The 25904-nt window shown below is 66.3% G+C and carries 26 protein-coding genes; 9 read left to right on the forward strand and 17 right to left on the reverse strand.

Annotation, left to right across the window (positions count from 1 at the left end; genetic code table 11):
* Positions 1–100 precede the first annotated feature (100 nt).
* A complete protein-coding gene (locus GOOTI_RS16610) occupies positions 101–919 on the forward strand; it encodes an alpha/beta fold hydrolase (protein WP_007239775.1) in 819 nt (272 codons plus the stop codon).
* Here the strand turns inward: GOOTI_RS16610 and GOOTI_RS16615 are convergent.
* From GOOTI_RS16615 to GOOTI_RS16640, 6 genes are all read right to left on the reverse strand, one after another.
* A complete protein-coding gene (locus tag GOOTI_RS16615) occupies positions 890–2500 on the reverse strand; it encodes a carboxylesterase/lipase family protein (RefSeq protein ID WP_007239776.1) in 1611 nt (536 codons plus the stop codon). The two genes, GOOTI_RS16610 and GOOTI_RS16615, sit on opposite strands and share 30 nt — an antisense overlap.
* A gap of 63 nt (positions 2501–2563) precedes the next feature.
* Positions 2564–3517 carry a 23S rRNA (guanosine(2251)-2'-O)-methyltransferase RlmB gene (rlmB, locus tag GOOTI_RS16620; protein WP_007239777.1) on the reverse strand — a complete coding sequence of 318 codons (954 nt, stop codon included), beginning with the start codon at positions 3515–3517 and terminating at the stop codon, positions 2564–2566.
* Positions 3518–3544: 27 nt separating this feature from the next.
* The gene (cysS, locus tag GOOTI_RS16625; protein WP_007239778.1) at positions 3545–4933 is read right to left on the reverse strand and encodes a cysteine--tRNA ligase; all 1389 of its coding nucleotides are present in this window, start codon (positions 4931–4933) and stop codon (positions 3545–3547) included.
* Positions 4934–4989: 56 nt separating this feature from the next.
* Positions 4990–5454 (reverse strand): 2-C-methyl-D-erythritol 2,4-cyclodiphosphate synthase, encoded by a 465-nt coding sequence (ispF, locus tag GOOTI_RS16630; RefSeq protein WP_007239779.1) that lies wholly within the window; start codon positions 5452–5454, stop codon positions 4990–4992.
* Complete coding sequence (gene ispD / locus GOOTI_RS16635; protein ID WP_007239780.1) at positions 5451–6185, reverse strand: 2-C-methyl-D-erythritol 4-phosphate cytidylyltransferase; 735 nt, start codon at positions 6183–6185, stop codon at positions 5451–5453. Before ispD ends, ispF begins: the two co-directional genes overlap by 4 nt.
* A gap of 31 nt (positions 6186–6216) precedes the next feature.
* Complete coding sequence (locus GOOTI_RS16640; RefSeq protein ID WP_005204805.1) at positions 6217–6705, reverse strand: CarD family transcriptional regulator; 489 nt, start codon at positions 6703–6705, stop codon at positions 6217–6219.
* 353 nt (positions 6706–7058) lie between these two features.
* On the opposite strand from GOOTI_RS16640, the gene GOOTI_RS16645 reads away from it, so the two are divergent.
* Entirely contained in the window at positions 7059–7760 is a 702-nt protein-coding gene (locus GOOTI_RS16645) for a copper chaperone PCu(A)C domain-containing protein (protein ID WP_227918999.1), read from the forward strand.
* 84 nt (positions 7761–7844) lie between these two features.
* The gene (gene radA / locus GOOTI_RS16650; RefSeq protein WP_007239782.1) at positions 7845–9230 is read left to right on the forward strand and encodes a DNA repair protein RadA; all 1386 of its coding nucleotides are present in this window, start codon (positions 7845–7847) and stop codon (positions 9228–9230) included.
* Between the two features lie 70 nt (positions 9231–9300).
* Here radA and GOOTI_RS16655 read toward each other — a convergent pair whose 3' ends face one another.
* Complete coding sequence (locus GOOTI_RS16655; RefSeq protein WP_039994248.1) at positions 9301–9849, reverse strand: PaaI family thioesterase; 549 nt, start codon at positions 9847–9849, stop codon at positions 9301–9303.
* 66 nt (positions 9850–9915) lie between these two features.
* Between GOOTI_RS16655 and disA the strand changes: the two genes are divergently transcribed.
* Positions 9916–11016: a DNA integrity scanning diadenylate cyclase DisA gene (gene disA / locus GOOTI_RS16660; protein ID WP_007239784.1), complete on the forward strand. Its 1101-nt coding sequence runs from the start codon at positions 9916–9918 to the stop codon at positions 11014–11016.
* A gap of 22 nt (positions 11017–11038) precedes the next feature.
* Here disA and GOOTI_RS16665 read toward each other — a convergent pair whose 3' ends face one another.
* Both GOOTI_RS16665 and GOOTI_RS16670 read right to left on the reverse strand, forming a co-directional pair.
* Positions 11039–11791: a hypothetical protein gene (locus tag GOOTI_RS16665; protein ID WP_007239785.1), complete on the reverse strand. Its 753-nt coding sequence runs from the start codon at positions 11789–11791 to the stop codon at positions 11039–11041.
* Between the two features lie 129 nt (positions 11792–11920).
* A complete protein-coding gene (locus tag GOOTI_RS16670; RefSeq protein WP_007239786.1) occupies positions 11921–12652 on the reverse strand; it encodes a carbonic anhydrase in 732 nt (243 codons plus the stop codon).
* On the opposite strand from GOOTI_RS16670, the gene GOOTI_RS16675 reads away from it, so the two are divergent.
* Complete coding sequence (locus GOOTI_RS16675; RefSeq protein WP_039994249.1) at positions 12651–13544, forward strand: HhH-GPD family protein; 894 nt, start codon at positions 12651–12653, stop codon at positions 13542–13544. The genes GOOTI_RS16670 and GOOTI_RS16675 overlap by 2 nt on opposite strands.
* Positions 13545–13667: 123 nt before the next feature.
* Entirely contained in the window at positions 13668–14894 is a 1227-nt protein-coding gene (locus tag GOOTI_RS27065; protein ID WP_007239788.1) for a hypothetical protein, read from the forward strand.
* 39 nt (positions 14895–14933) lie between these two features.
* Here GOOTI_RS27065 and GOOTI_RS16685 read toward each other — a convergent pair whose 3' ends face one another.
* Positions 14934–15743, reverse strand: coding sequence for an alpha/beta fold hydrolase (locus tag GOOTI_RS16685; RefSeq protein ID WP_007239789.1), 810 nt, complete (start codon positions 15741–15743; stop codon positions 14934–14936).
* Between the two features lie 65 nt (positions 15744–15808).
* Here GOOTI_RS16685 and GOOTI_RS16690 point away from each other — a divergent pair, with 65 nt between their 5' ends.
* From GOOTI_RS16690 to GOOTI_RS16700, 3 genes are all read left to right on the forward strand, one after another.
* A complete protein-coding gene (locus GOOTI_RS16690) occupies positions 15809–16117 on the forward strand; it encodes an antibiotic biosynthesis monooxygenase family protein (protein ID WP_007239790.1) in 309 nt (102 codons plus the stop codon).
* Between the two features lie 69 nt (positions 16118–16186).
* On the forward strand, positions 16187–16798 hold the full coding sequence (locus GOOTI_RS16695; protein ID WP_039994261.1) for an LON peptidase substrate-binding domain-containing protein: 612 nt from the start codon (positions 16187–16189) through the stop codon (positions 16796–16798).
* A gap of 141 nt (positions 16799–16939) precedes the next feature.
* The gene (locus GOOTI_RS16700) at positions 16940–18433 is read left to right on the forward strand and encodes an aldehyde dehydrogenase (protein ID WP_007239792.1); all 1494 of its coding nucleotides are present in this window, start codon (positions 16940–16942) and stop codon (positions 18431–18433) included.
* A gap of 18 nt (positions 18434–18451) precedes the next feature.
* Here GOOTI_RS16700 and GOOTI_RS16705 read toward each other — a convergent pair whose 3' ends face one another.
* The 7 genes from GOOTI_RS16705 to GOOTI_RS16735 all read right to left on the reverse strand — a co-directional run bounded on the left by GOOTI_RS16705 (position 18452) and on the right by GOOTI_RS16735 (position 25904).
* A complete protein-coding gene (locus tag GOOTI_RS16705) occupies positions 18452–19222 on the reverse strand; it encodes a glucose 1-dehydrogenase (RefSeq protein WP_007239793.1) in 771 nt (256 codons plus the stop codon).
* Positions 19223–19291: 69 nt separating this feature from the next.
* Positions 19292–20062, reverse strand: a complete 771-nt coding sequence (locus GOOTI_RS16710; protein WP_007239794.1) for an SDR family NAD(P)-dependent oxidoreductase — start codon at positions 20060–20062, stop codon at positions 19292–19294.
* Positions 20063–20325: 263 nt separating this feature from the next.
* Positions 20326–21111 (reverse strand): hypothetical protein, encoded by a 786-nt coding sequence (locus tag GOOTI_RS16715; RefSeq protein WP_007239795.1) that lies wholly within the window; start codon positions 21109–21111, stop codon positions 20326–20328.
* A gap of 5 nt (positions 21112–21116) precedes the next feature.
* Positions 21117–21791, reverse strand: coding sequence for an Rv1363c family protein (locus GOOTI_RS16720; RefSeq protein WP_007239796.1), 675 nt, complete (start codon positions 21789–21791; stop codon positions 21117–21119).
* Between the two features lie 77 nt (positions 21792–21868).
* Positions 21869–23323 (reverse strand): MCE family protein, encoded by a 1455-nt coding sequence (locus tag GOOTI_RS16725; RefSeq protein ID WP_007239797.1) that lies wholly within the window; start codon positions 23321–23323, stop codon positions 21869–21871.
* Complete coding sequence (locus tag GOOTI_RS16730) at positions 23320–24630, reverse strand: MlaD family protein (RefSeq protein ID WP_039994263.1); 1311 nt, start codon at positions 24628–24630, stop codon at positions 23320–23322. The genes GOOTI_RS16725 and GOOTI_RS16730 overlap by 4 nt, the downstream gene beginning before the upstream one ends.
* Positions 24630–25904 (reverse strand): MCE family protein, encoded by a 1275-nt coding sequence (locus GOOTI_RS16735; RefSeq protein ID WP_007239799.1) that lies wholly within the window; start codon positions 25902–25904, stop codon positions 24630–24632. The genes GOOTI_RS16730 and GOOTI_RS16735 overlap by 1 nt, the downstream gene beginning before the upstream one ends.

Genomic DNA, 25904 nt, shown 5'->3' on the forward strand with positions numbered 1-25904 from the left:
TCCTTTCCGTGTCCACACGCCCGACGGTCTCTGGAAGCATGGGCCGCATGTCCAACGGCAGTTGTCGCCGCCTGGGAGGGTTGGCCGGAGTCTTGAGCGGATGATCGACACGCATTTCCGCGATGCGCCACCGAGTGTCGGCGACCGGGTCGACGGCGGAACGTTCGTCGACATCGACGGCGACCTCCTGTGGCATTTCCAGGGTGGCGATCCGATGGGACCGCCGACGGTCCTGTTGCACGGCTCGTTCTCATCGGCGTCGAGCTGGGGCGCCCAGTTCGGCGATTTCGCCGACGCCGGTCTACGTCTGTACGCGCCTGAGCGCAGCGGCCACGGTCACAGTCCCGAGCGTGCGGGCCCGTCCAGCTTCTCCTCGATGGCCGACCAGGTGATCGTGTACCTCGAGAACGTCGTGCGCGAACCCGCGAACATCGTCGGTTGGAGCGACGGTGGTGTGGTCGCGCTGATGATTGCCCTGCGTCGCCCCGATCTCGTCGCGCGGATCGTCACGACGGGCAGCTACGTCAATCGTCGCGGCCTGGCGCCGATCGATGACCCCGACGACCACGACGGCGACGACGACCACGACGCTGTCCTCGTCGAGTGCCTACGTGAGGGCTTTCTGCACAGCGCTTCCGGGACCGGTGAGAGCTTCGACAAGACCATCGCCATGCTGCGGGTCGAACCCACCTTCGAGACCACCGATTTCGCGGCGGTGACCGCCCCGACCCTCGTGGTCGCCGCCGACTGCGGCATCGTCCGAATCGAGCATTCCCTCGACCTCGCGTCGACTCTCCCCCACGGCCGACTCGCCGTCCTTCCGGGCACACACATCCTGCCGCTCGAGTCGCCGCATCTGTTCAATCCGCTGGTGCTGACCTATCTGGCGTCAGATCCCCCGAGCAGCGTCGAATTCTGATCCGAGCTCTTCGGCCTCCTCGAGGACCCCGTCAGCGACGATGCCTGTGCCTTCATGCCACGCGAGGCGACGCTCGCCGTGCGGATCCGTCTCGATGTGGTCGGTCCGGTCGATGACCAGGATCTCGCGCGTGTCCTCCGAGTAGCGAGGCCAGTCCGAACCCGGCACACCGGTACGTGCGAACGCCCCCCACCGTGACTGCACGTCGGCGGTGACCCGTGCGACGGCGCGCCAGTCCCCGACGCTCAGGGGCGCGCCGAGCGCGGACCGGAACGCGCCGAACACCGCGAACAACTCGGTTGCGTGTGTCGCGCCGACGCCCAGCTTGCCGAGCACCTTGGTGAAGAAGTCGTAGCGATAGGAGAAGGTCGGCGCTGTGCGGCTGTGCCCGTCGGCGAAGGCAACCGTCGGCGCCCAGAACGTGGCGTCGGCCGAGAGCCGCAGTCTCTCGCCCGGACCGGTGTAGAGCGCCGATATCTGCTCACGAGCTCCCTCGTCCTCGACACGTAGCAGCATCCGTTCGGCGTCGGGCAGCATGTTCCAGAGCTTCTCGAAGAGCTTGCCCTCGTCCCTGTTGCCGCCGACGATCAGCGGAACCGGATGTGTGGTTCCTTCTCTCGCTGCCACGACAGGCAGTTGCGGCAGGAGCCTGCTACCGGCGACGGGTGCGAACGGCACCGGCTCCGGCGTCTGCGCCCGCGACGCGAAGCGCATCAGACGATTGCTCGCGCGGAAGATCTCCTCGGTGCTCGCACCGTCGAGGAGTCGACGGGCGAGGGCGGGATCGATCGCCGCGCCACGATCGTCGACGCCGCTGCTGCGTCGGTCGGGGTCGCGCAGGAGACGCACGAACTCGTCGGCGAACACCGTGGCACTCGATTTGTCGATGACCAGCTCCGGGGCGGGACTCTCTGCGATGGCGCGTGCGAACAACCCCTCGGCGTCGGGGGTCGCGAGCAGTGTCAGCACGGCAGAGCCGCCGGCGCTCTCGCCGAACACCGTGACGTTGTCCGGATCGCCGCCGAAGGCCGCGATGTTGCGTTGCACCCAGCGCAGCGCGGCGAGCATGTCCGACAGCCCGGGGTTCTCGTCGAAGGTGCGGTCACTCGTCGAATACTGGCTGAAATCGAGCAGTCCGAAGGCCCCGAAGCGGTACTGCACGGTGACGACGACGACGTCCTGGGCACGTGCGAGCAGCGAACCGTCGTACAGCGGCGTGGCAGCCGTGCCGAGGATGTAGGCACCTCCGTGGATGAACACCATCACCGGCCGCGGCGTCGACGGCTCGGTCTCCGGCGAGAAGACGTTGAGTGTCAGACAGTCCTCACTGGTCGGGGCGTATCGCCCGGGCCCGGTTGCGGTGAATCGACGCTCCTGGACCGCGGCGTTACCGAACTTCGTGCAGTCACGCACGCCTGGCCACGGCGCGACCGGCTGCGCCTCCCGGAACCGGCCCGCACCGACGGGCGGAGCGGCGAAGGGGATGGCTTTCCAACTGATGGTGCCGCGTCGCGCGAGCTTGCCCCTGCGCCCGCCGACGAGCCCGTCGGCAGTGGTCACGATGGTGTCGATGAGCGTCATGTACACCAACCTAACGAATGCTCGGGCGCGCTGGTGACGGGCCTGACCTCCTACCGGTCGGGACTACTGTTGCCGACGCTGCCGCGCGAACTCTGCGAGCACCACGCCCGCCGCGACCGAGGCGTTGAGGCTCTCGACATCGCCCGCCATCGGGATCGACAGGATCGAGTCGCAGGTCTCCCGGACGAGGCGCGACAGGCCCTTGCCCTCCGAGCCGACGACGATCACCGTCGGGCCGGTGCCCTCGTAGTCGTCGAGCGTCACGTCGCCTTCCGTGTCGAGGCCGACGATCTGCGCACCTGTCTCCGCCCAGTCTTTGAGCGTGCGGGTCAGATTCGAGGCCTGGGCGACCGGCAGACGGGCGGCTGCGCCCGCGCTGGTGCGCCATGCGACAGCCGTGACACTGGCACTGCGGCGCGCCGGGATGACGACGCCGTGCCCGCCGAACGCGGCGACCGAACGGATCACGGCGCCCAGGTTGCGCGGGTCGGTGATGTTGTCGAGCGCCACGAGCAGCGGCGGTGTGCCCGATTCGATGGCATCACGCATGAGATCGTCGGGATGGGCGTAGCGGTACTCGGGCACCTGCAACGCGATGCCCTGGTGGAGTCCGTTGGCCGACATGCGGTCGAGTTCTGGCTTGCCGACCTCGAGGATCGCGATGCCATTGTCGGCAGCGAGTTTCACAGATTCCGCGACTCGGTCGTCCGGTTCGCTGTTGACTGCGATGTAGAGTGCCGTCGCCGGAACCCCGGCACGCAGACACTCGAGGACCGGGTTGCGGCCGAGCACGTACTCCGGACCGTCGTCCTTGCGACGCGGATTCGGCCGTCCCGCAACACTTTTCCCAGCCGCCTTCGCCTTCTTGTGGGCCGGATGGTACGGACGGTCGACGGCCTTCGGCGTCGCTCCCCGACCTTCGAGTCCGCGTCGCCGCTGGCCGCCGGAGCCGACCGTCTGGCCTTTCTTGCTGCCCGACTTGCGCACCGCGCCTCGGCGTTTGGAGTTTCCGGCCATCGTTGTCGTCCCGTCCGCTGGAGTTGCTTACTTGCCCTTGAGCGCCCAGGTGGGGCCGTCGGGGGTGTCGGTGACCTCGATACCGGCCACCGACATGCGGTCACGTACGGCGTCGGCCGTGGCCCAGTCCTTCTCTGCGCGAGCCTGTGTCCGCCGGTCGAGTTCGGCGTGCACCAACACGTCGAGCGCCGACATCGCGTCGGTCTCGTCTCCGCCCTCCGCCCAGTGTTCGTCGAGCGGATCGACGCCGAGTACACCCATCATCGTGCGCACCGATGCCGCAGCGGCGAGTGCCGCCTCGCCGTCCCCTGCTTCCAGCGCCGTGTTGCCCTCACGCACGACGTTGTGGATCGTCGCCAACGCCGCAGGGACGCCGAGATCATCGTCGAGAGCCGCCGCGAAGTCGGGATGGATCTCCCCGAGCGGGACTGCCCCCACGCGCGAAACCACCCGGCCGACAAACGATTCGATCCGCCGATAACCGGCGGCGGCCTCGGTCAACGCGCCTTCTGAGTACTCGAGCATCGACCGGTAGTGCGCACTTCCGAGGTAATAGCGCAGTTCGACGGCCCGCACCCGCTGCAGCATCGCCGGAATGGCCACGACGTTGCCGAGCGATTTGCTCATCTTCTCGCCCCCCATGGTGACCCAGCCGTTGTGCAGCCAGTACCGGGCGAACGGGTCGCCGGCGCCGTGCGCCTGCGCGATCTCGTTCTCGTGGTGCGGGAAGATCAGATCCATTCCACCGCAGTGGATGTCGAACTCCGACCCCAGCAGCGACGTCGCCATCGCCGAGCATTCGAGGTGCCAGCCCGGCCGACCCGGCCCCCACGGCGTCGGCCACGAGGGTTCACCCGGCTTCGCCGCCTTCCACAGGGTGAAGTCCTGCGCGTTGCGTTTGCCGGTGCCCGCGCTCTCGCCCTGGTGCATGTCGTCGAGCTTCTGTCCCGAGAGCGCCCCGTAGTCGGGGAGACTGCGCACGTCGAAGTACACGTTGCCGTCGGAGGCGTAGGCGTGCCCGCGCGCGATGAGACGCTCCATGTACTCGACCATCTGCGTGACGAAGCCCGTGGCGCGCGGCTCGGCCGACGGCGGCTGCACACCGAGTGCGTCGTAGGCATGCGCGAACTCGCGCTCGTGCGTTGCGGCCCACTCCCACCAGGGGCGCCCGGCGTCGGCTGCCTTGCGGAGGATCTTGTCGTCGATATCGGTCACATTGCGGACGAACAGGACGTCGTTGCCCTTGTACTCGAGCCAGCGCCGCAGCACGTCGAAGGCGATGCCGCTGCGCACGTGACCGATGTGCGGGACACCCTGCACGGTGGCACCACACAGGTAGATCGTCACTCGGCCGGGGTGCAGCGGAACGAACTCGCGCACCTCTCGAGCAGCGGTGTCATGTAGGCGCAGGGTCACGACGTGCGATTCTACCGGTCGCAGATCTCAGACCTGCGCCGGTGAGCCCGGTCGGCTCAGCCGCGGGTGACCAACGCCGTCGCAACCGCGGCGACACCTTCGCCGCGACCTGTCATGCCGAGTCCGTCAGTTGTCGTGGCCGAGACCGACACCGGAGCGCCGAGGGCGTTGCCCAGGGCGTCCTGTGCTTCCGCCCGGCGCGGGCCGATCTTGGGCTTGTTGCCGATGACCTGCACCGCTCCGTTGACCACCGTGAACCCGGCGTCGGAAACCAATTGCGCGACATGCGCGAGCATCGTCGTGCCAGAGACCCCGTCCCACTCGGGGCGTCCTGTACCGAAGACCGATCCGACATCGCCGAGACCCGCTGCCGACAGCACGGCGTCGCACAGCGCGTGCGCGCCGACGTCACCGTCGGAGTGCCCGGCGCATCCGGGCGTGTCGGGAAAGAACAACCCCACCATCCAGCACGGGACGGTCGGGTCCAGGGCGTGTGCGTCGGTACCGATACCGACCCTCATGAACGGACTCCTTGCGAGAAGACGCCTCCGTCAGACGAGCTCTCCGGTCGCGTGTTCGCCACACGGAGACGTTCTGCCACCAGGTCACGTGCCACACGAAGGTCCCACGGTGTGGTGATCTTGAATGCCAGTGGATCGCCGACCACGACGTGTACGTCGATGCCTATCCGCTCGACGAGTCCTGCGTCGTCGGTTGCGAGACCCGCATCGTCGGCGTGGGCTGCCGCCAGGGCTTCACGGGCGAACCCCTGCGGAGTCTGGACCGCGCGCAGCGGTTCACGGTCGACGGTGTCGAGAACCCGTCCGTCGTTGTCCACACGCTTGAGCGTGTCGGCAACGGGCAGTCCGGGGACCACCGCCCGATGTCCGGAGAGGACCGCGTCACGCACCCGGCGAAAAACGGCGGGAGGTGTCAGCGGCCGCGCCGCGTCGTGCACGAGCACGATGTCGGCGTCGCCGCTGATAGCGAGCCCGGCTCGCACCGACTCGGACCGGTGCGCTCCCCCGGCCACCACGATGGCAGACGGAACGAGCTCGGCTGCGCGCTCGACCAGATCGGCAGGAACGACGACGACGATCTCGACGTCGACGCTCCAGTCGCGGACGCCCGCCACACAGTGCTCGAGGATTGTCGAACCGCCGAGATCGACGAACGCTTTCGGTTGGTCGAGTCCCAACCGTGTGCCCGATCCCGCGGCGGGGATGATGACCCTCGTCGTCGGCGCGGTCACAGCCGCCACATCGGTCAGTTGATCGTCAGCGTCACGACGCTGCGGCCAGCACCTCGTCGAGAATGCTGGTGGCCCTCTCGTCGTCGGTGTTCTGCGCGAGGGAGAGTTCGTCGACCAGCACACGACGAGCGCGGGTCAGCATGCGCTTCTCGCCTGCGGACAGACCACGGTCCTGCTCGCGACGCCACAGGTCGCGAACGATCTCGGCCACCTTGATGATGTCTCCGGAGATCAGCTTCTCCTGATTGGCCTTGAAGCGACGAGCCCAGTTGGTGGGCTCTTCGGTGTGGGGCGCCCGCAGCACCTGGAACACCTGGTCGAGACCCTCTTCACCGACGACGTCTCGGACGCCGACGTATTCCAACTTGGTCGAGGGAATCTGAACGGTCATATCACCATCGGCAACCTTCAGAACGAGGTATTCGATCTGCTCACCCTTGATGGTCCGGGTAACGATGTCTTCGACCCGAGCAGCACCGTGATGGGGGTAGACAACGGTGTCGCCAACTTTGAAATTCAATGTTCCATGCCCCTTTCGAGTAGGCCCAGTCTAGCACGGTGGTCATTTGGGTCACATCCAACGGTGCAGGTCAAGGCACTACTCCGAGCCCGCAGCCCAGCTCGGACCGGTGTTAGGGCAGGTGAGCGGGTGAGGCCATAACAGCCTCGGAGACAACACGCAAGAGCTCGTTTCACAGCCTCCGGAAGCGCGCTTCCGGAGCCGCCGACGCCCCGCCCGCGGGCGACGTCGAACACGGCTCGCAGATACCAATCCGGTACCCCGTCGGGCTTTTGACGCGCCCGCCCACTACGCTGCGTAGTGCAGGGTTCGCGCCAAGCGATTTCGGCCTTTCGATTACCTGGGAGGAACGGGTGTCTGTGTCATCGCTCAAGGGGTCAACCGACGGTGGATCCACCCGACCGAGTCGTCGTGTGCGTCGCCTCGGCCAGGCCACTGTCATCGCCGCCGTCGGAATCGCGGTCGCTTTCGGCACAACCGGCTGCGGAGCGGGCCAGATCGCCCAGACGGCCAACCAGTTGCCCGCGGTCAACGGCAACAGCGCGAACCTCGGCAAGATCGAGCTGCGCGACGTGCAGATCATCTACCCCGCGCAGAATGCGGCGTCGGTCTTCGACAACGGCGGCCCGTTCGAACTGTCCTGGGTGATCGCCAACCAGAGCGAGATCGACACCTACCGTCTGACCAACGTGACCGCGCAGCAGGGCAACGTGACGCTCGAGGACAAGTACGACCTCCTACCGGGCAAGGCGCTGCGCGCGGGTGAACCCGCTGCGCTGATCCAGCAGACCGACATCCCCAACCCCGTCGAGGAGAAGCGCATGACCGCCACCCTCGACGGGACCGGCAAGTCCGTCGCTGTCGGACTGACCACCAAGCTGACCTTCAGCTTCGAGAAGGTCGACGCCAACGGCGCTACGACGCCGGTGGGTTCGGTCACGGTCGACACCCCGGTCGACTCCGGCACCTTGCTCACCCGCCAGGACAAGGTCCGCGAGGCCGAGAACCCTGCCGACGAGCACGCCGAGGAAGCCCCGAACGTCCTGCCCAACTGACACTCACCGCCACACGCATTCCTCACACAAGCCCCGGAGCAACCGCTCCGGGGCTTGTCGGTGCACTGCCCTAGTCTTGTCTGCGTGGCCAAACCCAAGTCGTCGTACCGTTGCTCGGCCTGCGGCCATACCGTCGCCAAATGGGTCGGCCGATGTCCAGAATGCGGCGAATGGGGCACCGTCGACGAGGTCGCGGCTCTGCCGTCGGCCACCGCATCGCACAGCGCCGTCGCACCGTCGAGTCCGGCGGTTCCCATCACCCAGGTCGACGCCGCGTCGTCGAATGCGATCCCAACGGGCATAGGCGAATTCGACCGCGTACTCGGCCGCGGTGTGGTCCCGGGGTCGGTGATCCTGCTCGCGGGCGAGCCGGGGGTCGGGAAGTCGACGTTGCTTCTCGAGACCGTCAAGCACTGGGCTCGCAGCGGGCGTACCGCGTTGTACCTGACCGGCGAGGAGTCCGCCGGGCAGGTTCGGTTGCGCGCGGAGCGCACCGACGCTGTCCACGAAAACGTCTATCTCGCAGCCGAAACCGACCTCGCGACCGTACTCGGCCATGTCGACGCCGTCCGACCCTCCCTCCTCGTGGTCGATTCGGTACAGACGATGGTCGCCACCGGAACCGACGGCGTGACCGGCGGGGTGACGCAGATCCGCGCGGTCACCACGGCACTCGTCTCGCTGGCCAAGAATCGCGGGATCGCCGTCATCCTCGTCGGGCATGTCACCAAAGACGGCGCGGTCGCCGGACCGCGGTCGCTCGAGCATCTCGTCGACGTCGTGCTGTCGTTCGAGGGCGACCGCCACACGTCGCTGCGCATGGTCCGCGGCATCAAGAACCGTTTCGGTTCCGCCGACGAGGTCGGGTGTTTCGAGCAGCGCTCCGACGGCATCCACCAGGTCACCGATCCGTCGGGACTCTTCGTGCACCACCACGATTCGGATGTGAGCGGTTCGTCGGCGATCGTCGCGATGGACGGCAAGCGCGCTCTGGTCGGTGAGATCCAGGCGTTGCTCGCCGACTCGAAGATGGCCAACCCACGGCGTGCGGTGTCGGGTCTCGACTCCGCGCGTGCCTCGATGGTCCTCGCGGTGCTGCAGGGTCGGTCCGGGCTGCCTCTCGGCGAACGAGAGGTCTACCTGTCAACCGTCGGCGGCATGAAGGTCACCGAACCCGCCGCCGACCTCGGGATCGCGCTCGCGGTGAACTCCTTCATCAAGAACAAGCCGACGCCACGTACCACGGTCGCGATCGGCGAGGTGGGTCTCGCGGGTGAGGTGCGTCGTGTCTCCGCGGTCGGGCGTCGGGTGGCGGAGGCCAAACGATTGGGTTTCACGCACGCGATCATCCCGGCAGGCTCAGACGATCAGCTTCCCGAGGGCATCCGGATCACCCGCGTCTCGGTGCTCGGCGACGCGATGCGTGCTGCATTCGTCACCCCGGTCGACGCCTCCCGCGCCCCGTTCTGACCCGTACCCGTTCAGATCGGTGTAGAGCTGGCCCACACGCCGCCGTGCTGAGTTGTGGCTTTCGGACGACTCATGGCCGGGACATGCGCTGCTTGTACTCGTCGGCCATGGCGCTGTTGTCGACGTGCTGCGCGAAGTGTTGGCGCGCATCGATGGTCACGAAAATGCTGTGCCCCGCCACGACCGGCTGCGACGGGTCGCCGAGGTGTCCCACGGCCTCGACATAGACCTTGCGGCGCTGCCTGCCGAGGATCTCCGCGCGCAGGTACAGCGTCGAACCGATCGGAACGGGCGCGACGAAATCGACCTCGAGGTGCACCGTGACCGCCGACGGTCCGACCAGCAGCGGGACGGTACCCATGACCTCGTCCATGGCCGTCGACAGGATGCCGCCGTGGATCACCCCCGGGCCGCCCTCGAATCGTGGCTCGACGCGCATCGACGTCTCGACCGCGAACCCGTCGGACGCGCGCACCTCGAGGTGCAGTCCCTGCGCCGATTCCGCACCGCAGCCGAAACACAGCGGATTGTGCATGCGGATCACCTGGCCGGGGGCAGCGGCCTTCGGGTGGCGTACCAGGGGGTCGAGGTCGGTGGGCACCACGAAGTCACGTCTCACGTGCCGTTACCCTAGTCTGCGACGGACCGCGACCTTCATGCGCGGCCGTGGAGAAGGGACCTGAGCATGAGCGACGTCGCGCGAACCGAGCCGGGCGCACGCTCTGAGCTGATGCGTGAGACGCTCGCCCGGGTGGCTCCCGGGACGGGGCTGCGCGACGGACTCGAGCGCATCCTCCGCGGCGGCACCGGCGCGCTGATCGTCATCGGACACGACTCCGATGTGGAGAAGATCTGCGACGGCGGCTTCCACCTCGACGTCGAATTCGCACCGACGCGTCTGCGCGAGCTCGCCAAGATGGACGGCGCGGTGGTGTTGTCGACGGACGGCAAGCGGATCGTGCGGGCCAACGTCCAGCTCGTCCCCGACCCGTCGATCCCCACCGAGGAGTCGGGTACCAGGCATCGGTCGGCCGAGCGCACCGCCATCCAGACCGGGCATCCCGTGATCTCGGTGAGTGCGTCGATGTCGATCGTCAGCGTCTACGTCGACGGACTGCGCAAGGTGGTCGAGAGTCCCGACCCGATCCTCTCGCGCGCCAACGTCGCATTGTCGACGCTCGAGCGGTACAAGGCGCGACTCGACGACGTCAGCGCCGCATTGTCGCGGGCCGAGATCGAGGACTACGTCTTGTTGCGCGATGCGATGTCGACCGCTCAACGGATGGAGATGGTCCGTCGGGTCTCGGCCGAGATCGACGACTACGTGCTCGAACTCGGCGTCAACGGTAGACAGGTGAGCCTGCAGCTCGAGGAGCTCATCGCCGAGAACGACACGATGCGCGAACTGTTGGTGCGCGACTACTACGCGAGTCCGGAACCTGCGACAACCGAGGAGGTCCGCAGCTCGCTGGAGGCAATCGAGGAACTCTCCGACGCCGACCTACTCGACCTCAGCCTGCTGGCGGGAGCGTTCGGGTATCCGACGACGATCGAGGCGCAGGACACCGCGATGAGTCCGCGCGGCTACCGCCTGCTGGCAGGTATCTCGCGGCTGCAATTCGCACACATCGATCGCCTCGTGCGCAGCTTCGGCACGCTGCAGGCACTGCTCGCGTCGTCTGCCGCCGACCTCCAGGCCATCGAGGGCATCGGTGGTATCTGGGCGCGCCACATCCGCGAGGGCCTGTCGAGACTGGCCGAGACGAGCATCGAGAGATTCGACTAGCGGCGACGCCCTGATCGGATGGCTACTGCTGGGCGGGTGCCACCACGTTGAACGTGATCGGCGCCGACTCCTTCTCGCCGATCTTGCCGATGGCCTGATACGAACCGACAGGCACCTGCACGCGCGGCTTGTCGCAACCCGGATTGCTCGTGGTCCCCGACCAGGTGATGGTGTCCTTGGCCTGCTGCTGCGGCTGCAACACAACGGTGTTCACATCCTTGAGCGGCGAACAATCCTGCGCCGCCCACAGCGTGCGCGTGCCGTCGAGGGTTCGCACCACGACGTTCTGTGCCGCCTTCCCGACGTCGCGGGCGCACGCGGTCAGTCCGGCGTTGGTGGTGACGATCGTGAACACGGGCTGATCGCCCACGGTGTAGGTCGGCTTGTCGGTGTAGAGCACCACGGCGATGTTCTGGTCCGGGCACAGCGGCGTGCCGTCCGCTCCGACGGCCGGAGCCGCTGCGCTACCCGACGCCGGCGACGCACCCGGCTGGCCGGAGGCGCCCGCGGCCGCGCCGCCCCCTCCGCCCGTACCGCCACCCGACACCGCCCCACCGGACGGCGCGCCCGAGGATTCCGACGATCCGTACGCCGGACTCGTGGTGGTCGACATCGACGATGCCGATGCCGTGTTCGACGGCGACTTGTCGCCGCCGGAGGTCGTCCACACGATCAGACCGATGACCAGGGCGAGCGCGGCAACCGCGACACCACCGGCGACGATGCGACGACGCCAGTAGATCTCAGACGGAAGCGGGCCCTGCGGTTCGATCACGCGTCCACGCTAACGGCCAGTTTCTGCAGCACGGTTGACCCGATGCGGCGTGTCGCCGAGAAAAGCGCGCCTGACCGGCGCAAAGTCTAAAGGTTCACTTAAGCTGCGGCGTCCTGCCGCCGGCGCTCATCAGGCCGAGGCAGCCTCGTCCACGGTAGCGCCGTCCACTGCGGCCGATGCCGCGTCGGACGCTTCGTGGTGACCCTTGTGCACGTGTCCCTCGGGTCCGCCGATCTCGACGTAGCCCTGCCCGATGTCGCCGTAGGCACCCCGCAGCTGCACTGCGCCCTCGTTGAGCGCGTACGTCAGACCCACGATGGCGAGTTTCCCGTTGGCCACGCGGTCGGCGATGATCCGACTGCGCTGCATCAGCAACCGCCCCGTTTCGACGACGTGCCGTGCCTCGAACTCGTCGACCCTGGTCAGCCCCTCGCTGCGGCCCGCAAGGATGCTCGGCGTGACGCGTTCGACCACGTCGCGGATGTACCCGCCAGGAATCTGCAGGTCGTCGAGGGCGTCGAGCGTCGCTTTGACCGCACCGCAACTGTCGTGGCCCAGAATCACCACCAGCGGCACCTCGAGTACCTCTGCCGCGTATTCCAACGATCCCATCACCGCGGAGTCGACCACGTGGCCTGCCGTGCGGACGACGAACATGTCGCCGAGCCCCTGGTCGAAGATGATCTCTGCGGCGAGACGAGAGTCCGCGCAGCCGAACAACACCACGTGAGGGTGCTGGCCCGCGACGAGTCGCGCGCGGTCCTCGATACCCTGACTGGGATGTTCAGACTCTCCGTTGATGAAGCGCCGGTTGCCTTCGCGCAGCACGTCCCACGCCTGTTTCGGGGTCAATCCGATCATGCCGTTTAGTCTGCCACCTCAAGTGCTCTTGGGTTGGTTCGACGCCAACGAACGCGACCTCCCGTGGCGTGAGCCCGGGCTCTCCGGCTGGCAGATCCTCATCAGCGAGATCATGCTCCAGCAGACCCCGGTCTCGCGGGTAGTCGAACCATGGCGCGAGTGGGTGCGACGTTGGCCCGTACCGTCGGCGATGGCAGCGGCATCACCCGGCGACGTGCTGCGTGCGTGGGGCAAGCTCGGTTACCCGCGGCGCGCGCTGCGGCTGCACGAATGTGCGCGCGTGCTCGCCACCGAACACGACGACGTCGTGCCCGCCGACGTAGCGACGATGCTCACTTTGCCGGGCATCGGCGACTACACAGCCAGGGCCGTGGCCTGTTTCGCGTACGGACAGGCTGTGCCCGTCGTAGACACCAACGTCCGGCGTGTGGTCGCCCGAGCGGTCCACGGACGTGCGGAGCCCGGTAATCCGTCGAAGCGGGATCTAGCCGACACAGACGCCCTGCTCCCGCGGGATGTCGACGGCGACTACGCGTCCTCGGCTCCGCGCTTCAGCGCTGCACTCATGGAGCTCGGCGCTCTCGTCTGCACCGCCAGAAAGCCCGATTGCGCAGCCTGCCCACTGACCTGCGCCTGGGTCGAGGCAGGCAGACCCGCGCACGCGGGGCCGCCCCGAAGGGTGCAGAAGTTCGCGGGCACCGACCGTCAGGTTCGCGGCTTACTGCTCGACGTCCTGCGCGGCACCGACGAGCCGGTCGTACGCGACAGGCTCGACGTCGTCTGGCTGACCGACACCGCCCAGCGCGACCGCGCACTCGACTCACTGCTGGTCGACGGGCTGGTCGAGATCACTGCCGACGGTCGTTTCTGCCTGGCAGGCGAGGCGGGATGAGCAACGTGCGCCGTGACGTGCCGTGAGGTTCGGAGGACCGTGGCTCGAATCGAGTCGCGACACGGCGAAGCTTTGGCCCGTCTATGTATTCACCTGGACGCCCGGTGTTGCTAATTTTGCTGGATGACTGAGCCGCCGAACGAGTCGACGCCTTCATCCACACCCGATCCCGACAAGCCGTACGGGACTGACCCCGCGCCGGGCCAGCCGCAACCGGGCCAACCCGGAGCAGGCCAGCCTCAATACGGAAATCCCCAACACAGTGATCCCCAACCCGGAGATCCCCAGTACGGAAACCCCCAGTACGGGCAGCCCGGCACGGGGCAACCGTCCTACGGGCAACCCCAGTACGGGCAGCCCTCCCCCGGACAACCGCAATACGGTCAGCCCGCCCCGGAACAGCCGCCATACGGACAACCCCAATACGGGCAGCCCCAGTACGGACAACCCCAGTACGGGCAGCCCCAGTACGGACAGCCCGGCCCGGAGCAGCCCCCGTACGGGCAACCCCAATATGGGCAACCCCAGTACGGGCAACCGCAATATGGCACCCCGGCGCCGGGCTCGGTCCCCCCGGGCGGTACACCGCCGCCTCCCGCGAGTCCCTACGGCGCCGCACCCGGCTACGGCGCTCCCGTTCCCGGTGGTCCCGGCACACCGTTCAGCGTCGGTGAGAGCTTCAGCTGGGCATGGAGCCAGTTCAAGGCCAACCCCGGCCCGATGATCCTCCCCGGCGTGATCATGGCAGTTGTGGCACTTGTGTTCTGGGGTCTCGCGTACTGGGCCTTCTCGTCAGCCTCGGACACGGTGACCACGTATAACTACGAGGACGGCTACAGCACGAGCGCCAGCCTCGGCGGAGGAGCAGTCGCCGGACTCACCGTCGGCTACATTCTGGGCCTGCTGGTCTTGCTATACATCGAAGCTTCGATTCTCTCCGGAGCGGTCCGTGTGGCAAACGGCGAAGCTGTCACCGCACAGTCGTTTCTGGTGCCCATCCGCTTCGGCCCCGTCATCGGAACCGCGATTCTCGTCGCGATCATTACCGGCGTCGCTTCTCTCTGCGTCGGTGTCGGCGGCCTCATCGCGGGGTTCCTCCTGCAGTTCGCCGTGCTCGCGACGATCAGTGAGGGCAAATCGCCGGGAGAAGCGCTCACTCGATCGTTCCGCATCACCACCAACCGAATCGGTGACTCGATCCTCACCCTGATCGTCGTGTGGCTGACCAACTTCGTCGGCGCGCTGCTCTGCGGCATCGGACTGATCGTCTCCGCACCGCTCGCGGCGCTCTTCCAGGTGCACGCGTACCGACGCATCGTCGGCGAGCCGATCGCCCCGCCCGCTCCCTGAGCGACCCGACAACCCGAATCAGATACGACGCCGAGCCGGTCAGCGATACGGCAGAGCAGAGAGAAACGCTTCGACGGCGCCCCGGAAGACCTCCGGGGCGTCGTCGTGTACGAGGTGACCCGATCCGCTGATCCTCAGGTGCGCGGCGTGATCGTTGATCGAGGCCATCTTCCGCATGTGTCCCTCGGGGGTGACGGTGTGCTCCGCCTCGATCAACAGGCTCGGGACCGGTACGGCACGCCACTGTTCCCAGAACTCGCGCACACCCCACTCCTGCGCGATGGCCGTCCACGTGGCGAGCTGTCCGTGCAGCCTGCCGTCGTCGAATGCCTCGTAGAAGTATCGGCCCGCAACATCACCGAACATCTGACGCGCGTGCTCGAGCGAGTCGAACCGCTCGGGCCACGAATCGAACCACGGCGCCCACTCGTTGGTGGTGCGTCCACGGAAATCCGGGGCCATGTCCTCGACCACCAGCGCACTCACGAGTTCCGGGTACTCCGACGCAGCGCACCACGCGTGCAGCCCGCCCATCGAATGTCCCACCAGGACAGCAGGTCCGAGATCGATCCAGGTGAGTATCTCGGCGAGGTCGGCGACGAACCGCTCGGTCGAGATCTCCGCCGGGTCGGACATCGACGCAGCGTCGGCGCCGGTGTGGAACGCGGCGTCGAATGTGAAGACACGACCGTATCTGCGCAGCCACGGCACCTGGCGACGCCAGGTCCGACCGCGACCCATCAGGCCGTGCAACAGCACGATCGGTCCGACACCCGACCCGTCCGACGACTGCTGCGTGTCGAGGCCACGGTCGGGACCACCGTGGTCGAGCAGTCCCGTCTCGGCCATCGCGTACGCAGTCACAGGAAACGAGGTTAATCAAAAGCGCGCGCAATCCGAACTAGGCTGAGGACATGACTGTTGTGAAGATCAACGCAATCCATGTCCCCGAGGGCGCGGGCCCCGAACTCGAGAAGCGTTTCGCCAACCGCGCGCACTCGGTCGACGGCTCGAAGGGCTTCCTGGGATTCCAACTGCTGCGGCCGGTCAAGGGAGACGAGCGGTACTTTGTCGTGACCCAGTGGGAGACCGAGGAGGATTTCCAGGCGTGGGCTGCCGGACCCGCCCGCGAAGCCCACTCCGGTGAGCGCGCCAAGCCTGTCGCGAGCGGCGCCGACCTTCTGGAGTTCGAGGTCGTACTCGACGCGAAACCGTCTGCCTGACAATACGTGTCGCGGCACCCGCGTCGCGTTGATCCACCCTCCAGGGAGAGCCCGATGAGCGCACTGCCGATGTTCCCGCTCGGGACTGCGCTGCTGCCCGGCGAGGTATTGCCACTGCGGATCTTCGAACCGCGGTACCGACAGATGCTCGATGATTGCCTCGCGGTCGACGACGGCGCGCCCCGTTTCGGGGTTGTGCTCATCGCGCGTGGGTGGGAGGTCGGTGGCGGCGACGTCCGACACGATGTCGGAACGTTCGCGACCATCGACCTCGTCACCCGAGACCCCGATGGACAGTCGTTTTTGCGCGGCGTCGGCACCCGACGTTTCCGGGTGACGGAGTGGCTACCTGACGACCCGTATCCACGGGCGGAGGTTTCAATCCTCGACGAGCCCGGCTTCGACAAGGCATCGCACGCCGAGGCGATCGCGCTCGGCGTCCGCATCCGGGAGGTCGTGGTCGACGCCTTCATCCGACGCGGCACACCCGTCCCCGACGACCTCCCGTCCTTCGACGCCGCAGATCTCCACGACGCGGGCCTGTTGGGGTGGGCGGCCAGACTCCCGATCGGCCCCGCCGACCGTCAGGCGCTTCTCGAGGCAGCCGACACCCCCGAACGGATCGCGGTGCTCGACGATGCGGTCGAAGGTCTCGCCGCCCGCATCGCATTCGAGTCCTGATCTCGACACCAAAGTTAGAACGTGTTCTAGTATTGGATGTGCGGTGGTTCACACCTGTCCGCACCCTCCCCGGGTCGAGTTCGATCATCCGCAGCGGGTCGAGTCGAGGGAACACATCGGGTACCAACTTCAGGAGCACGCATGACCCAGACCGTCGAATCACGTTCATCGAGCGACGCAGGCACGCCCGACGACCGCACGCAGCTCTACATCGGCGGCGAATGGGTACAACCGCATTCGACCGAGTCCCTCGAGGTGTTCTCGCCCGCAACCGGTGAGCGGGTCGCGTCGGTGCCACTCGCCGACGAGGTCGACGTCGATACCGCGGTGCGCACCGCGCGCGCGGCCTTCGAGTCAGGAGTCTGGTCACGGAAGTCCGCAGAAGAGCGCGCTGCGGTGCTCGACAGGGTCGCCGACATCATCGACGAACGCGCCGAAGCGATCTCCGCGCTGGTGTCGTCGGAGATGGGGGCGCCGCCAGCCGCCGTCGACATGTTGCAGAAGCTGCCGGGTACAGGCGTGCTGCGCTCGTATGCCGAAGCGGCCAGGAACTATGAATGGACCGAGTACCGCACCGGCCTGTTCGGCACCACCCGCATCACCCGCGAGCCGGTCGGCGTCGTCGGGGCGATCACCGCGTGGAACGTCCCACTCTTCCTGGTCTGCAACAAGCTCGGCGCAGCGCTCGCAGCGGGTTGCTCCGTGGTGCTCAAGCCTGCACCCGAGACCCCGCGGACGGCCAACGCTGTCGCCGAGATCTTCACTGAGGCAGGCGTTCCCGCAGGCGTGATCTCGGTCGTCCCCGGCGGACCCGAGACCGGCAAGGCCCTCGTCGCACATCCCGACGTCGACAAGATCACTTTCACCGGCTCGACCGCTGCGGGCCGTCAGATCGGTGCGGCGTGCGCCGAATCGCTCAAGCGGTGTTCGCTCGAACTCGGCGGCAAGTCCGCCGCGATCGTCCTCGACGACGTCGACATCAACAACATCCCCATGATGGTTTTCCTCGGACTGTTCAACACCGGCCAGGCGTGTGTCGCACAGACCAGGGTCCTGGTGCCTACGAGTCGTAAGGACGAGATCGTGGCGGCGATGATCGAGGCGGCCAAGGCCATGAAGGTCGGTCTACCCAGCGAGGCCGACAGCCAACTAGGACCGGTGATCAACAAGCGTCAGCTCGAGAAGATCGAGGGCTACATCGCCAAGGGCAAACAGGAGGGCGCCACCGCCGTTCTCGAGGGCGGGCGCCCCGAAGGACTCGACGCCGGCTACTTCCTCTCGCCCACGATCTTCACCGACGTCACCAACGACATGACCATCGCCCGGGAGGAGATCTTCGGCCCGGTGCTCTCGGTCATCGCCTACGACGACGTCGACGACGCGATCGCCATCGCCAACGATTCCGACTACGGCCTCGCGGGTACCGTCTGGACCGCCGACGTCGAACGCGGCATCGAGATCTCGGAGAAGATCAGAACCGGCACGTTCGGGATCAACTTCTACGCCATCGACCCCGGCTCGCCGTTCGGTGGCTTCAAGAACTCCGGGATCGGCCGGGAATGCGGCCCCGAGGGTCTCGAGGCATTCGTCGAACACAAGTCGACGATGCTCCCGATGGGGTACCAGGTCTCCTGACACCGCTCTCGATGCCGCTTAGAGCAGCGAACTCACGAATCCGCCGTCGAGCACGAGGCTGCTGCCGTTGCACCACGACGACTCGTCCGAGGCGAAGAACGTCACCGCTGCGGCTACCTCTTCCGGCGTTCCGTAACGTCCCTGCTTCTGCGCCATGACTGCGTCGAAGCCGCCTTCCGGTAGTCCGAGGGCGGCTTCGAACAGCGGGGCGGCGGTGGTGACCAATTTCGTGTCGATGAAGCCCGGAAGCACGGCGTTGACCCGGATGCCGTGGGCCCGGAACTCCGCGGCGGCGGTCTCGGTGAGATTGCGTACGGCAGCCTTGGCCGCGGCATACGGCGCAATCAGTGCAGAGCCCGCGGTCGCTGTGATCGAGCTGATCGTCACGATCGAACCGCCGCCGGAGGCGATGATCGCCGGTGCGGCGTAGCGGATCGAGAGGAACACCCCGTCGAGATTGACCGACGTGGTCTTCCGCCAGTCGGCGTAGGACATCTCCGCGATGGGCTGCACGGAACCGACTCCAGCGTTGGGAACCATGATGTGCAGCGCGCCGAAGTGTTCCTGCGTGTCGGTGATCAGTTGCTGCACCTGTGCTTCGTCGGTGACATCCGTTGTGCACGCGATCGCGCCGTCGATCGAGTAGGCGACCGACTTGGCGGCGTCGGCGTCGATGTCGGAGACCACAACGCGCGCACCCTCCTGCCCGAACCGCCTGGCGATCGCGGCGCCCAGTCCTGCGCCTGCTCCGGTGAGGACGGCAACGCGGCCATCTAGTTTCTGTGCCATGGATCTGTCTTCTTCCTCTACGGGTGTGACGTTTGTCTACGTGTGGTCGGAGTGGATCGAGATACGAAGTCAGACAAGGGATGCGGTCAGTCCACCGTCGAGGACGTAGTGGCTTCCGGTTACCCAGCTCGCGCGGTCGGATGCGAGGAAGCACGCGACCTCCGCGATGTCTTCCACGGTTCCGAGCCGCCCCTGTTTTGCCGCAACCAGGTCACCGAAGGGGGCGTCGGTCGCGGCTTCGAACTCGGGGGCGAGCCGGTCGACCATGGACGTATCCGCAAATCCGGGACAGACGGCGTTGACGCGGATTCCGGTCTGGCGAAGTTCGACCGCGAACACGCGGGTGAGCTGGATGAGCGCCGCCTTGGTGGCGCAGTACGAACCGAGCAACGGACTTCCGCCAACCCCCGCGACCGATGCGATGTTGACAACGTTGCCCTTGCTTTCGGCAAGCGCAGGCACGGCAGCCTTGGTGGCCACGAACGGTCCGCGGACGTTCACCGCGAAGATCTTGTCGAAGCTCTCCGTCGACTGCATCGCGAGCGGGGCCGCGACCTCGATGCCTGCGTTGTTGACCAGCACATCCAGCCCACCGAGCAGCTCCTGCACACGAGCGATCGCGTCGACGACGCTCGCCTCGTCGGTCACGTCGCAATTGGCCACGCCTGCCGCACCCAGATCCGCTGCCGTTTTGTGCGCCGCGTCCTCATCGAAGTCACTGATCACGACCTGCGCGCCGCGGTTAATCGCCAGCTCGGCGATTCCCCGGCCGACACCGCGTGCAGAACCGGTGATGAAGACTCGCTTACCCTGCAATTCCCCATTGGATGTTCCCGACATTTTCACGGACCCCTCTCGAATCTGTTGGCACAGTGCACAACAGGCGCAACGACCGTCATCAAGCGGACCGAAAGACGCCGAATCCGACGACGATGTCGTGGACCATCGCGAAAGTCATTGCGGCGGAGGCAAACTCGCGCCGGCTATGCCGACTCACCTGTGTGCCACACGACACTATCGAGGTCGGAGTGACCTACGCCATGTCCTTTCGACATGAAGTCCGCAGATGGATTTGGTTCGTCCGCACAAAGAGGACGACGCCGCTAACCGGCGGGGGGTGCCGACGGCTCGGTCGGGACGATTGACGAATCAGAGGGCGACGGGCTTGCAGATGACGGGCCAGGGAGCGGGACCGCACCCGCGGGTGGAGTCGATGTCTGCTCGATACGACTGCGGAACGAGTCGTCGGTGATGATCTCGATCTTGTCGATCATCCAGGTGCCGTCATGCTGGACCATCGAGAACGTGAGTCTGCTCGGGTCGACCCGTACGAGGTCCTTGCCGTTGCGGCTGACCGATTGGTTCATGAAGATCAGCACGGTCGAGGTGTCGCGCGTGTTGGTCACGACACCCGCATCCTGAATCACCGCCTGCGACACCACCCGCTGCTTACGAACCCCTTCGACGAAGTCGTCGTTCTCGTTCGGGAGCGGTTTGGCAATGAGGCGGTCGTACTCGGCTTTCGCGTCACCGGTGACAACGCGTTGGGAACGCTGCACGTGGTCGGCGACGTTGACCGGGTCGTAGCCGAACATCGTGGTGGCGTAGTCCCGTGCGGCCTCGAGCGACGACTCCCGCGAGTTCTCGGTGGCACGGGCGTCCCAGTACCTGAACCCGAGAAACCCTGTCAGGACAGCGCAAGCCACGGCGACGACGGCAAGGCCCACCCCGACCAGACGTCCCGTGGTGATCACGGTTCTCGTCGACGTCTTTGTCTTTGTCTCTGTCTTTGTCTCTGCGTTTGTCTTTGTCTTCGTCTCTGTCACAGGCTTGGCGCCCGCCGTGTCCTCGGCGGGTGCGGTGTGCTCGGACCGTTCCGTCGTGTTCATCGTGCTCAGATCACCCACTCGAAGTTGGTCATCTTGAGATCGTCGTTGATGCGCGTGATGTCGACCCGCCAGCGGAACGTCTGGACGACAGTCTCCTGCTTCGGATCCTGCGACTTCATCTCCCAGCCGTAGACCACGATCACCGAGCCCTCGTCGTCGGTCGCCTTGGTGACCGCATCGGTGATCACCGACGAGGTGACGGTCTGGTTCTGCGTACGAATGAGGTCTGTCACCTGGGCCATCGACTGTCTGATCCGTTGCTGTGCGGGACCACTCGTCTTGTCCTGCACGGTCTGGAGCGCCTTGTCGACATTGCCGGGATTGAGAGAGGTGAGGTCGATGGTCATCTGACGCGCGAACGTCGAGTACGACGCACGCAGGTCGTTGCGGTGGTCGAGTCGACTGGTGCCGACGGCGAACAGCGTCGACGCGATCAGACACGCGACGATGAACACTCCACACACCGCGCCCGCGACGATCCACCTGAAGTTGCGGCCCCGGCTCACCCGAGCGCGCCGCACGGGTTGACGCTCCGCGGTTCGCTGCCGCCGCGCACGCCGCTCGCGGTAGCTGACGGGCTGTGCTGCGGTGCCGTCGGCGACATCTGCGCTGCCGTCGGCTTCCGCGGTGCCCTCGGCGACGTCCGTGCTGCCGTCGGCGGGAACCGCGGTGCCGGCCACCGGCTCGTCGATGCTACGTCGGCTCCGTCGCCTGCGTAGGGGCGCGGAGCGTACGGGTCGCGATGCCGTCTGCCGACTCACTCGTCCATCCCGCTGGTGATCAGTCCCTGCCACGTGCCTCTATTTCCCTGGTCGACGCTGTGCCCCTGACCGTTGCTCTGTCCTCGAGTGTCTGTGCCGGTTCCGGCGTTGTATGTCTTGCCGTCGGGGCCGATGAAGTCGCCCGTATCCGGATCGTACGTGGTGCCGTAGACGGCGGGTCCCGGCTCGTACGAGTCCGGGGTTGCCTGCGTCGTGTATCCGGCGGGGGCGGGCACGAGACCGGGGATTCCGTTGGGCAGGGCGACGTTCTTCTTGGTGCTCGCCTGGAAGCCGGTGCGACACTCTTCCGGTGTCGGTGCGCGTCTGCCGGGAAACTCGGCACAAGGGAAGTTCCTGGCGCCACGGACGGCGATCTGCGAGTCCTGCGGCAGCCGACACAGCAAACCCGGTGGGAGTTCCTGGGCGGTCTGAACAGCCGGACTGCGCCACTGATCCGACGGGAGGAATCCGACGGTGCACGGCGGTGGATCCTGGAAGCCGAGCGAGAACAGGACGCTGGGACCGTACTCGGCCGATCCCTGGTGCACGGCCGTCAGCAGCGCACTGATCAGCCGCGGATAGATCACCACGACCTGCTGCAGATTCGGCAGGTACACCGCGAGCGTCTTCGACGCGACGCCCAGATTGTTGATCATCATCGGCAACGTCTGATCCATACTCGCGAACAGTTGCTGCGACTTCGACGCTGTCGACGGCCCCTTCTCGAGGATGTCGGTGATCTCGGGTTTGTTCGCCCGCAGTTGATCGGTCACCTTGACCGCGTCGGCAGTCCAGGCACGGATCGAATCGGCGGTCCTGTTCTGGGTTTCCAGCAGGGGGCCTGTCTGCTTGATCAGGTCGATGGTCGCGTCGACGTTCTTGTCGGCGTCGTCGACGAGAAGTGTCATCGAGTCGAGTAGTCGCCGCAGGTCCTCCCCCGTTCCGTTGAACGCGGTGAACGCCTCGTCCATGACATCGCGCAACCCGGTGTCACCCACCTTGTCCAGCAACGCGTTGGCCTGTTCGAGCACAGATGAGATCTCCACGGGTACGTCGGTGCTGCGCACGACGGCACCGTCGCCGAGGTACTCGCCGCCCGCCCCGGACGCCGGCGTGAATTCGACGAACTGCTCGCCGACGGCCGAGACACTGCGGATCGACGCCTGTGAGTCTGCGGGGATCTTCGCCGAGGACTCGATCGACAACGTCGCCGCAACACCGTTCTCGGTCAAGCGCACCTGCGTCACCTTGCCGACGTTGACGCCGCGATAACTGACGTTCGCGTTCGTGTAGATACCGCCCGTACTCGGCAATTCGAGGGTCACGGCGTACCGTCCGACACCGGCCATCGCGGGTAGCCGCACGTAGTACACGGCCATCGCAACGAGCGCGACCACGGTGACGATCGCGAAGATGGTGAGCTGCATGCGCACGAACCTGGTGATCTTCATCGTCCGCCCCCGCTCGGGGATGAGGATGTCGGGGACGGCGTCTGCGTCGATGCCGACGTTCCCGTCGCGGTCGATTCCGGCGATCCCGCGGGAACCGGGTCGGTGCTGTCCGGCCGCTTCTCACCGCCCGGAACGAGCGGCGAGGTGAACGGATCGAGTCCGCGTTTCGCCGCGCCTGCGGGCTGACCTGTCACGCCCTCAGGTCCCACCAGTCCCGACGTCATCAGGATGGTCTGCTTGAGTCGGTCGACGGTCAGATCGAGCACGAGGTCGGAGTTGACGTAGTCGCCCTTGACGATCTGCGGAATCGTTTCCTCGAGGAACGGGAACGTGAACAGGATCTTGGTCGCCGCGGGCAGCGCCGGGCCCGCCGCTGCGAGCGCGCCGAGCGTCGGGTTCAGATTCGCGACGATGGTCTTGATGTCGGCGGTGTTGGCGCGCAGCACGTCGTTGACCGTCCTCGACAGGCCACTCAACGCCGACAGTGCCCCGGTGAACTTGTCCCGCTCGTCGTTGAGCATGCGAAGGATGTCGGGTCCGTCGGCGAGCGCCTTCTCGACGGTCGGCTTCTGCTGATTGATCGTGGTGCTCAACCTGTCGAGCCCGTTCATCGCGTCGATGATGTGACCCGATTGACCCGCGAGGTCGGAGACGAGCGTGTCGAGACGCGGCACGAGTTGTCTGATCGAGTCGGCGTTGCCGCCGAGGATCTGGCTCAGCTCGTGGGTGACGTCACCGAGCTGTGAGAGGCCACCGCCGTTGAGCACCACCGACAATGCACTGAGCACCTGCTCGGTGGTCGGGAACGCACATTGGGGCACCTGCTGCGCGGAGTTGACGTCGGCGACTCGTTGACCCGACGGCTGGGCGATGTTCTTCTGCTCTGGGCACGACGGCAGCGGGATCTGATCCCCTGCATGCAGATAGCCGGCGGTCACCTGCTGCGGTGGGACGATCTGCAGATGCGTCGAACCGAGCACGCTCGTCATTCCGACCTTGACGTACGAACCGCGGGGCACCTGCACCCCGGGGTTCAGTCGAATCGGCAGTTTCGCATGCCAATCGGTGTCCACATCGATGTCTCCGACGCTGCCGACGGTCACGTCGTTCAGCATGACCGGCGAGTTGTTGGTCAGCCCTGCCGCGGTCGGGATGACCGCCGAGATCTCCCACGATCCGTTGCCCGTTCCCTGGGCTCCCGGCACCGGTAGGCTGTCGGCGCCGTCGAATCCGCACGCCGTCGCGACTGTGGTGACCACGGCGACCATGAGCGCGGTACGCCACCCACGAGTGAGCCTGTGCCGCATCATCCCTCACCTCCCCAGGGCACGAGGAGATCGCCGAGTCCACCACCGTTGCCGCGTCGGGTTGCGGCGTCCTGGTCACGGATTCCCTGCTGTGCACGAGCTTTGACGTCAGCGTTCTGGTAGGTGATCTGGCTGGGCAGCGCACTCTTGCCGACCACGGGATCCGACATGAACGGCGGATACGCCACCGATAGCGACCCGAGGACCGGAGCCAGGACGTCGACGCATTTCTCGACGTCGGCCTCACTCTGTCCCGGTCGGTTGTTGGCCTCGATCGTCCCGCAGAGCAACGTGATGAGGTTGTTGCCCATCCCGAGTCCGAAGACTCCCGAGAGCGACCCGGTCAGCGGGTTGTAGATGTTGTAGAAGTTGGCGAGCTGATTGGGCGCGGAGTGCAGCAACCCGCGGATCTGTTTGTCCTTCTCGGCGAGGATGCGCGTGGTGTCCGACAGCTTCGCCACCGACGAGGTCAACGCGTCCTTGTTCTGGTCGATGAATGTCTGGACGTCGGTCATCGCGGAGTCGAGGTTGTGCATCGCACCGTCGAGTTCCGTGGTGTTGTCGGCGAGGACGTCTGTCACCGAGGCGATCCGGCCGTTGAACTGCACGAGTTCCTCGTGACTGGTCGAGAGGGCGTCGGTCAACTTCTGCAGGTTGCGGATCGTCGAGAACAGGTCGTCGCGGCCGGACGACAACGTCGACATCACGTCCGACAGATTCGTGATCGACGAATTCAGCGCTGATCCGTTGCCCTGCAGGTTCTTGTTGGCGACGTCCATCAGCCTGGCAGCCGATCCCTTGTCGGCGCCGTCCGGTCCGATCGCCTTGGTCAGCGTCGCGAGTTGCTTCTTGACGTCGTCCCATTCCATCGGGACCGCGGTGCGCTCCATGGGAATCGCACTGCCGTCGTCGAGTTGTTTGCCACCCGCGTACACCGGCGTCAGCTGAACGAACCTGCCCGACACCAGACTCTGCGCGACCACGACAGCTCGGGCATCGGCCGGAATCGGTGTGCTGCGGTCCACGTCGAGCGTGACCTTCACGTCGCCCGAACGCGGGGTGATGGCGGCGACCTTCCCCACCTTCACCCCGAGCACTCGCACCGTGTCGCCGGTGTAGAGGCCGTTCACGGACGGGAAGTATGCCGTGATGGTCTTGGTGGTCGCCCGGTCGTAAAGCGCATATCCGACGATGCCCGCGAGTACCAGCAACGCCACGAGACCTGCCGCGCCCCACGCCTTGCGGCTACCTGGAAGTGAACGACGCAATACCAT

Origin of the sequence: Gordonia otitidis NBRC 100426 (genome assembly GCF_000248075.1) — a bacterium.
Lineage (GTDB): Bacteria > Actinomycetota > Actinomycetes > Mycobacteriales > Mycobacteriaceae > Gordonia > Gordonia otitidis.

Bases quoted from the DNA above. Each gene is read 5' to 3' on its own strand.
- GOOTI_RS16610 (WP_007239775.1), top strand. From the start codon at position 101: ATGATCGACACGCATTTCCGCGATGCGCCACCGAGTGTCGGCGACCGG.
- GOOTI_RS16615 (WP_007239776.1), bottom strand. From the start codon at position 2,500: ATGACGCTCATCGACACCATCGTGACCACTGCCGACGGGCTCGTCGGC.
- rlmB (WP_007239777.1), bottom strand. From the start codon at position 3,517: ATGGCCGGAAACTCCAAACGCCGAGGCGCGGTGCGCAAGTCGGGCAGC.
- ispF (WP_007239779.1), bottom strand. From the start codon at position 5,454: ATGAGGGTCGGTATCGGTACCGACGCACACGCCCTGGACCCGACCGTC.
- disA (WP_007239784.1), top strand. From the start codon at position 9,916: ATGAGCGACGTCGCGCGAACCGAGCCGGGCGCACGCTCTGAGCTGATG.
- GOOTI_RS16675 (WP_039994249.1), top strand. From the start codon at position 12,651: ATGCCGTTTAGTCTGCCACCTCAAGTGCTCTTGGGTTGGTTCGACGCC.
- GOOTI_RS16670 (WP_007239786.1), bottom strand. From the start codon at position 12,652: ATGATCGGATTGACCCCGAAACAGGCGTGGGACGTGCTGCGCGAAGGC.
- GOOTI_RS27065 (WP_007239788.1), top strand. From the start codon at position 13,668: ATGACTGAGCCGCCGAACGAGTCGACGCCTTCATCCACACCCGATCCC.
- GOOTI_RS16685 (WP_007239789.1), bottom strand. From the start codon at position 15,743: ATGGCCGAGACGGGACTGCTCGACCACGGTGGTCCCGACCGTGGCCTC.
- GOOTI_RS16690 (WP_007239790.1), top strand. From the start codon at position 15,809: ATGACTGTTGTGAAGATCAACGCAATCCATGTCCCCGAGGGCGCGGGC.
- GOOTI_RS16695 (WP_039994261.1), top strand. From the start codon at position 16,187: ATGTTCCCGCTCGGGACTGCGCTGCTGCCCGGCGAGGTATTGCCACTG.
- GOOTI_RS16700 (WP_007239792.1), top strand. From the start codon at position 16,940: ATGACCCAGACCGTCGAATCACGTTCATCGAGCGACGCAGGCACGCCC.
- GOOTI_RS16705 (WP_007239793.1), bottom strand. From the start codon at position 19,222: ATGGCACAGAAACTAGATGGCCGCGTTGCCGTCCTCACCGGAGCAGGC.
- GOOTI_RS16710 (WP_007239794.1), bottom strand. From the start codon at position 20,062: ATGTCGGGAACATCCAATGGGGAATTGCAGGGTAAGCGAGTCTTCATC.
- GOOTI_RS16715 (WP_007239795.1), bottom strand. From the start codon at position 21,111: ATGAACACGACGGAACGGTCCGAGCACACCGCACCCGCCGAGGACACG.
- GOOTI_RS16725 (WP_007239797.1), bottom strand. From the start codon at position 23,323: ATGAAGATCACCAGGTTCGTGCGCATGCAGCTCACCATCTTCGCGATC.
- GOOTI_RS16730 (WP_039994263.1), bottom strand. From the start codon at position 24,630: ATGCGGCACAGGCTCACTCGTGGGTGGCGTACCGCGCTCATGGTCGCC.
- GOOTI_RS16735 (WP_007239799.1), bottom strand. From the start codon at position 25,904: ATGGTATTGCGTCGTTCACTTCCAGGTAGCCGCAAGGCGTGGGGCGCG.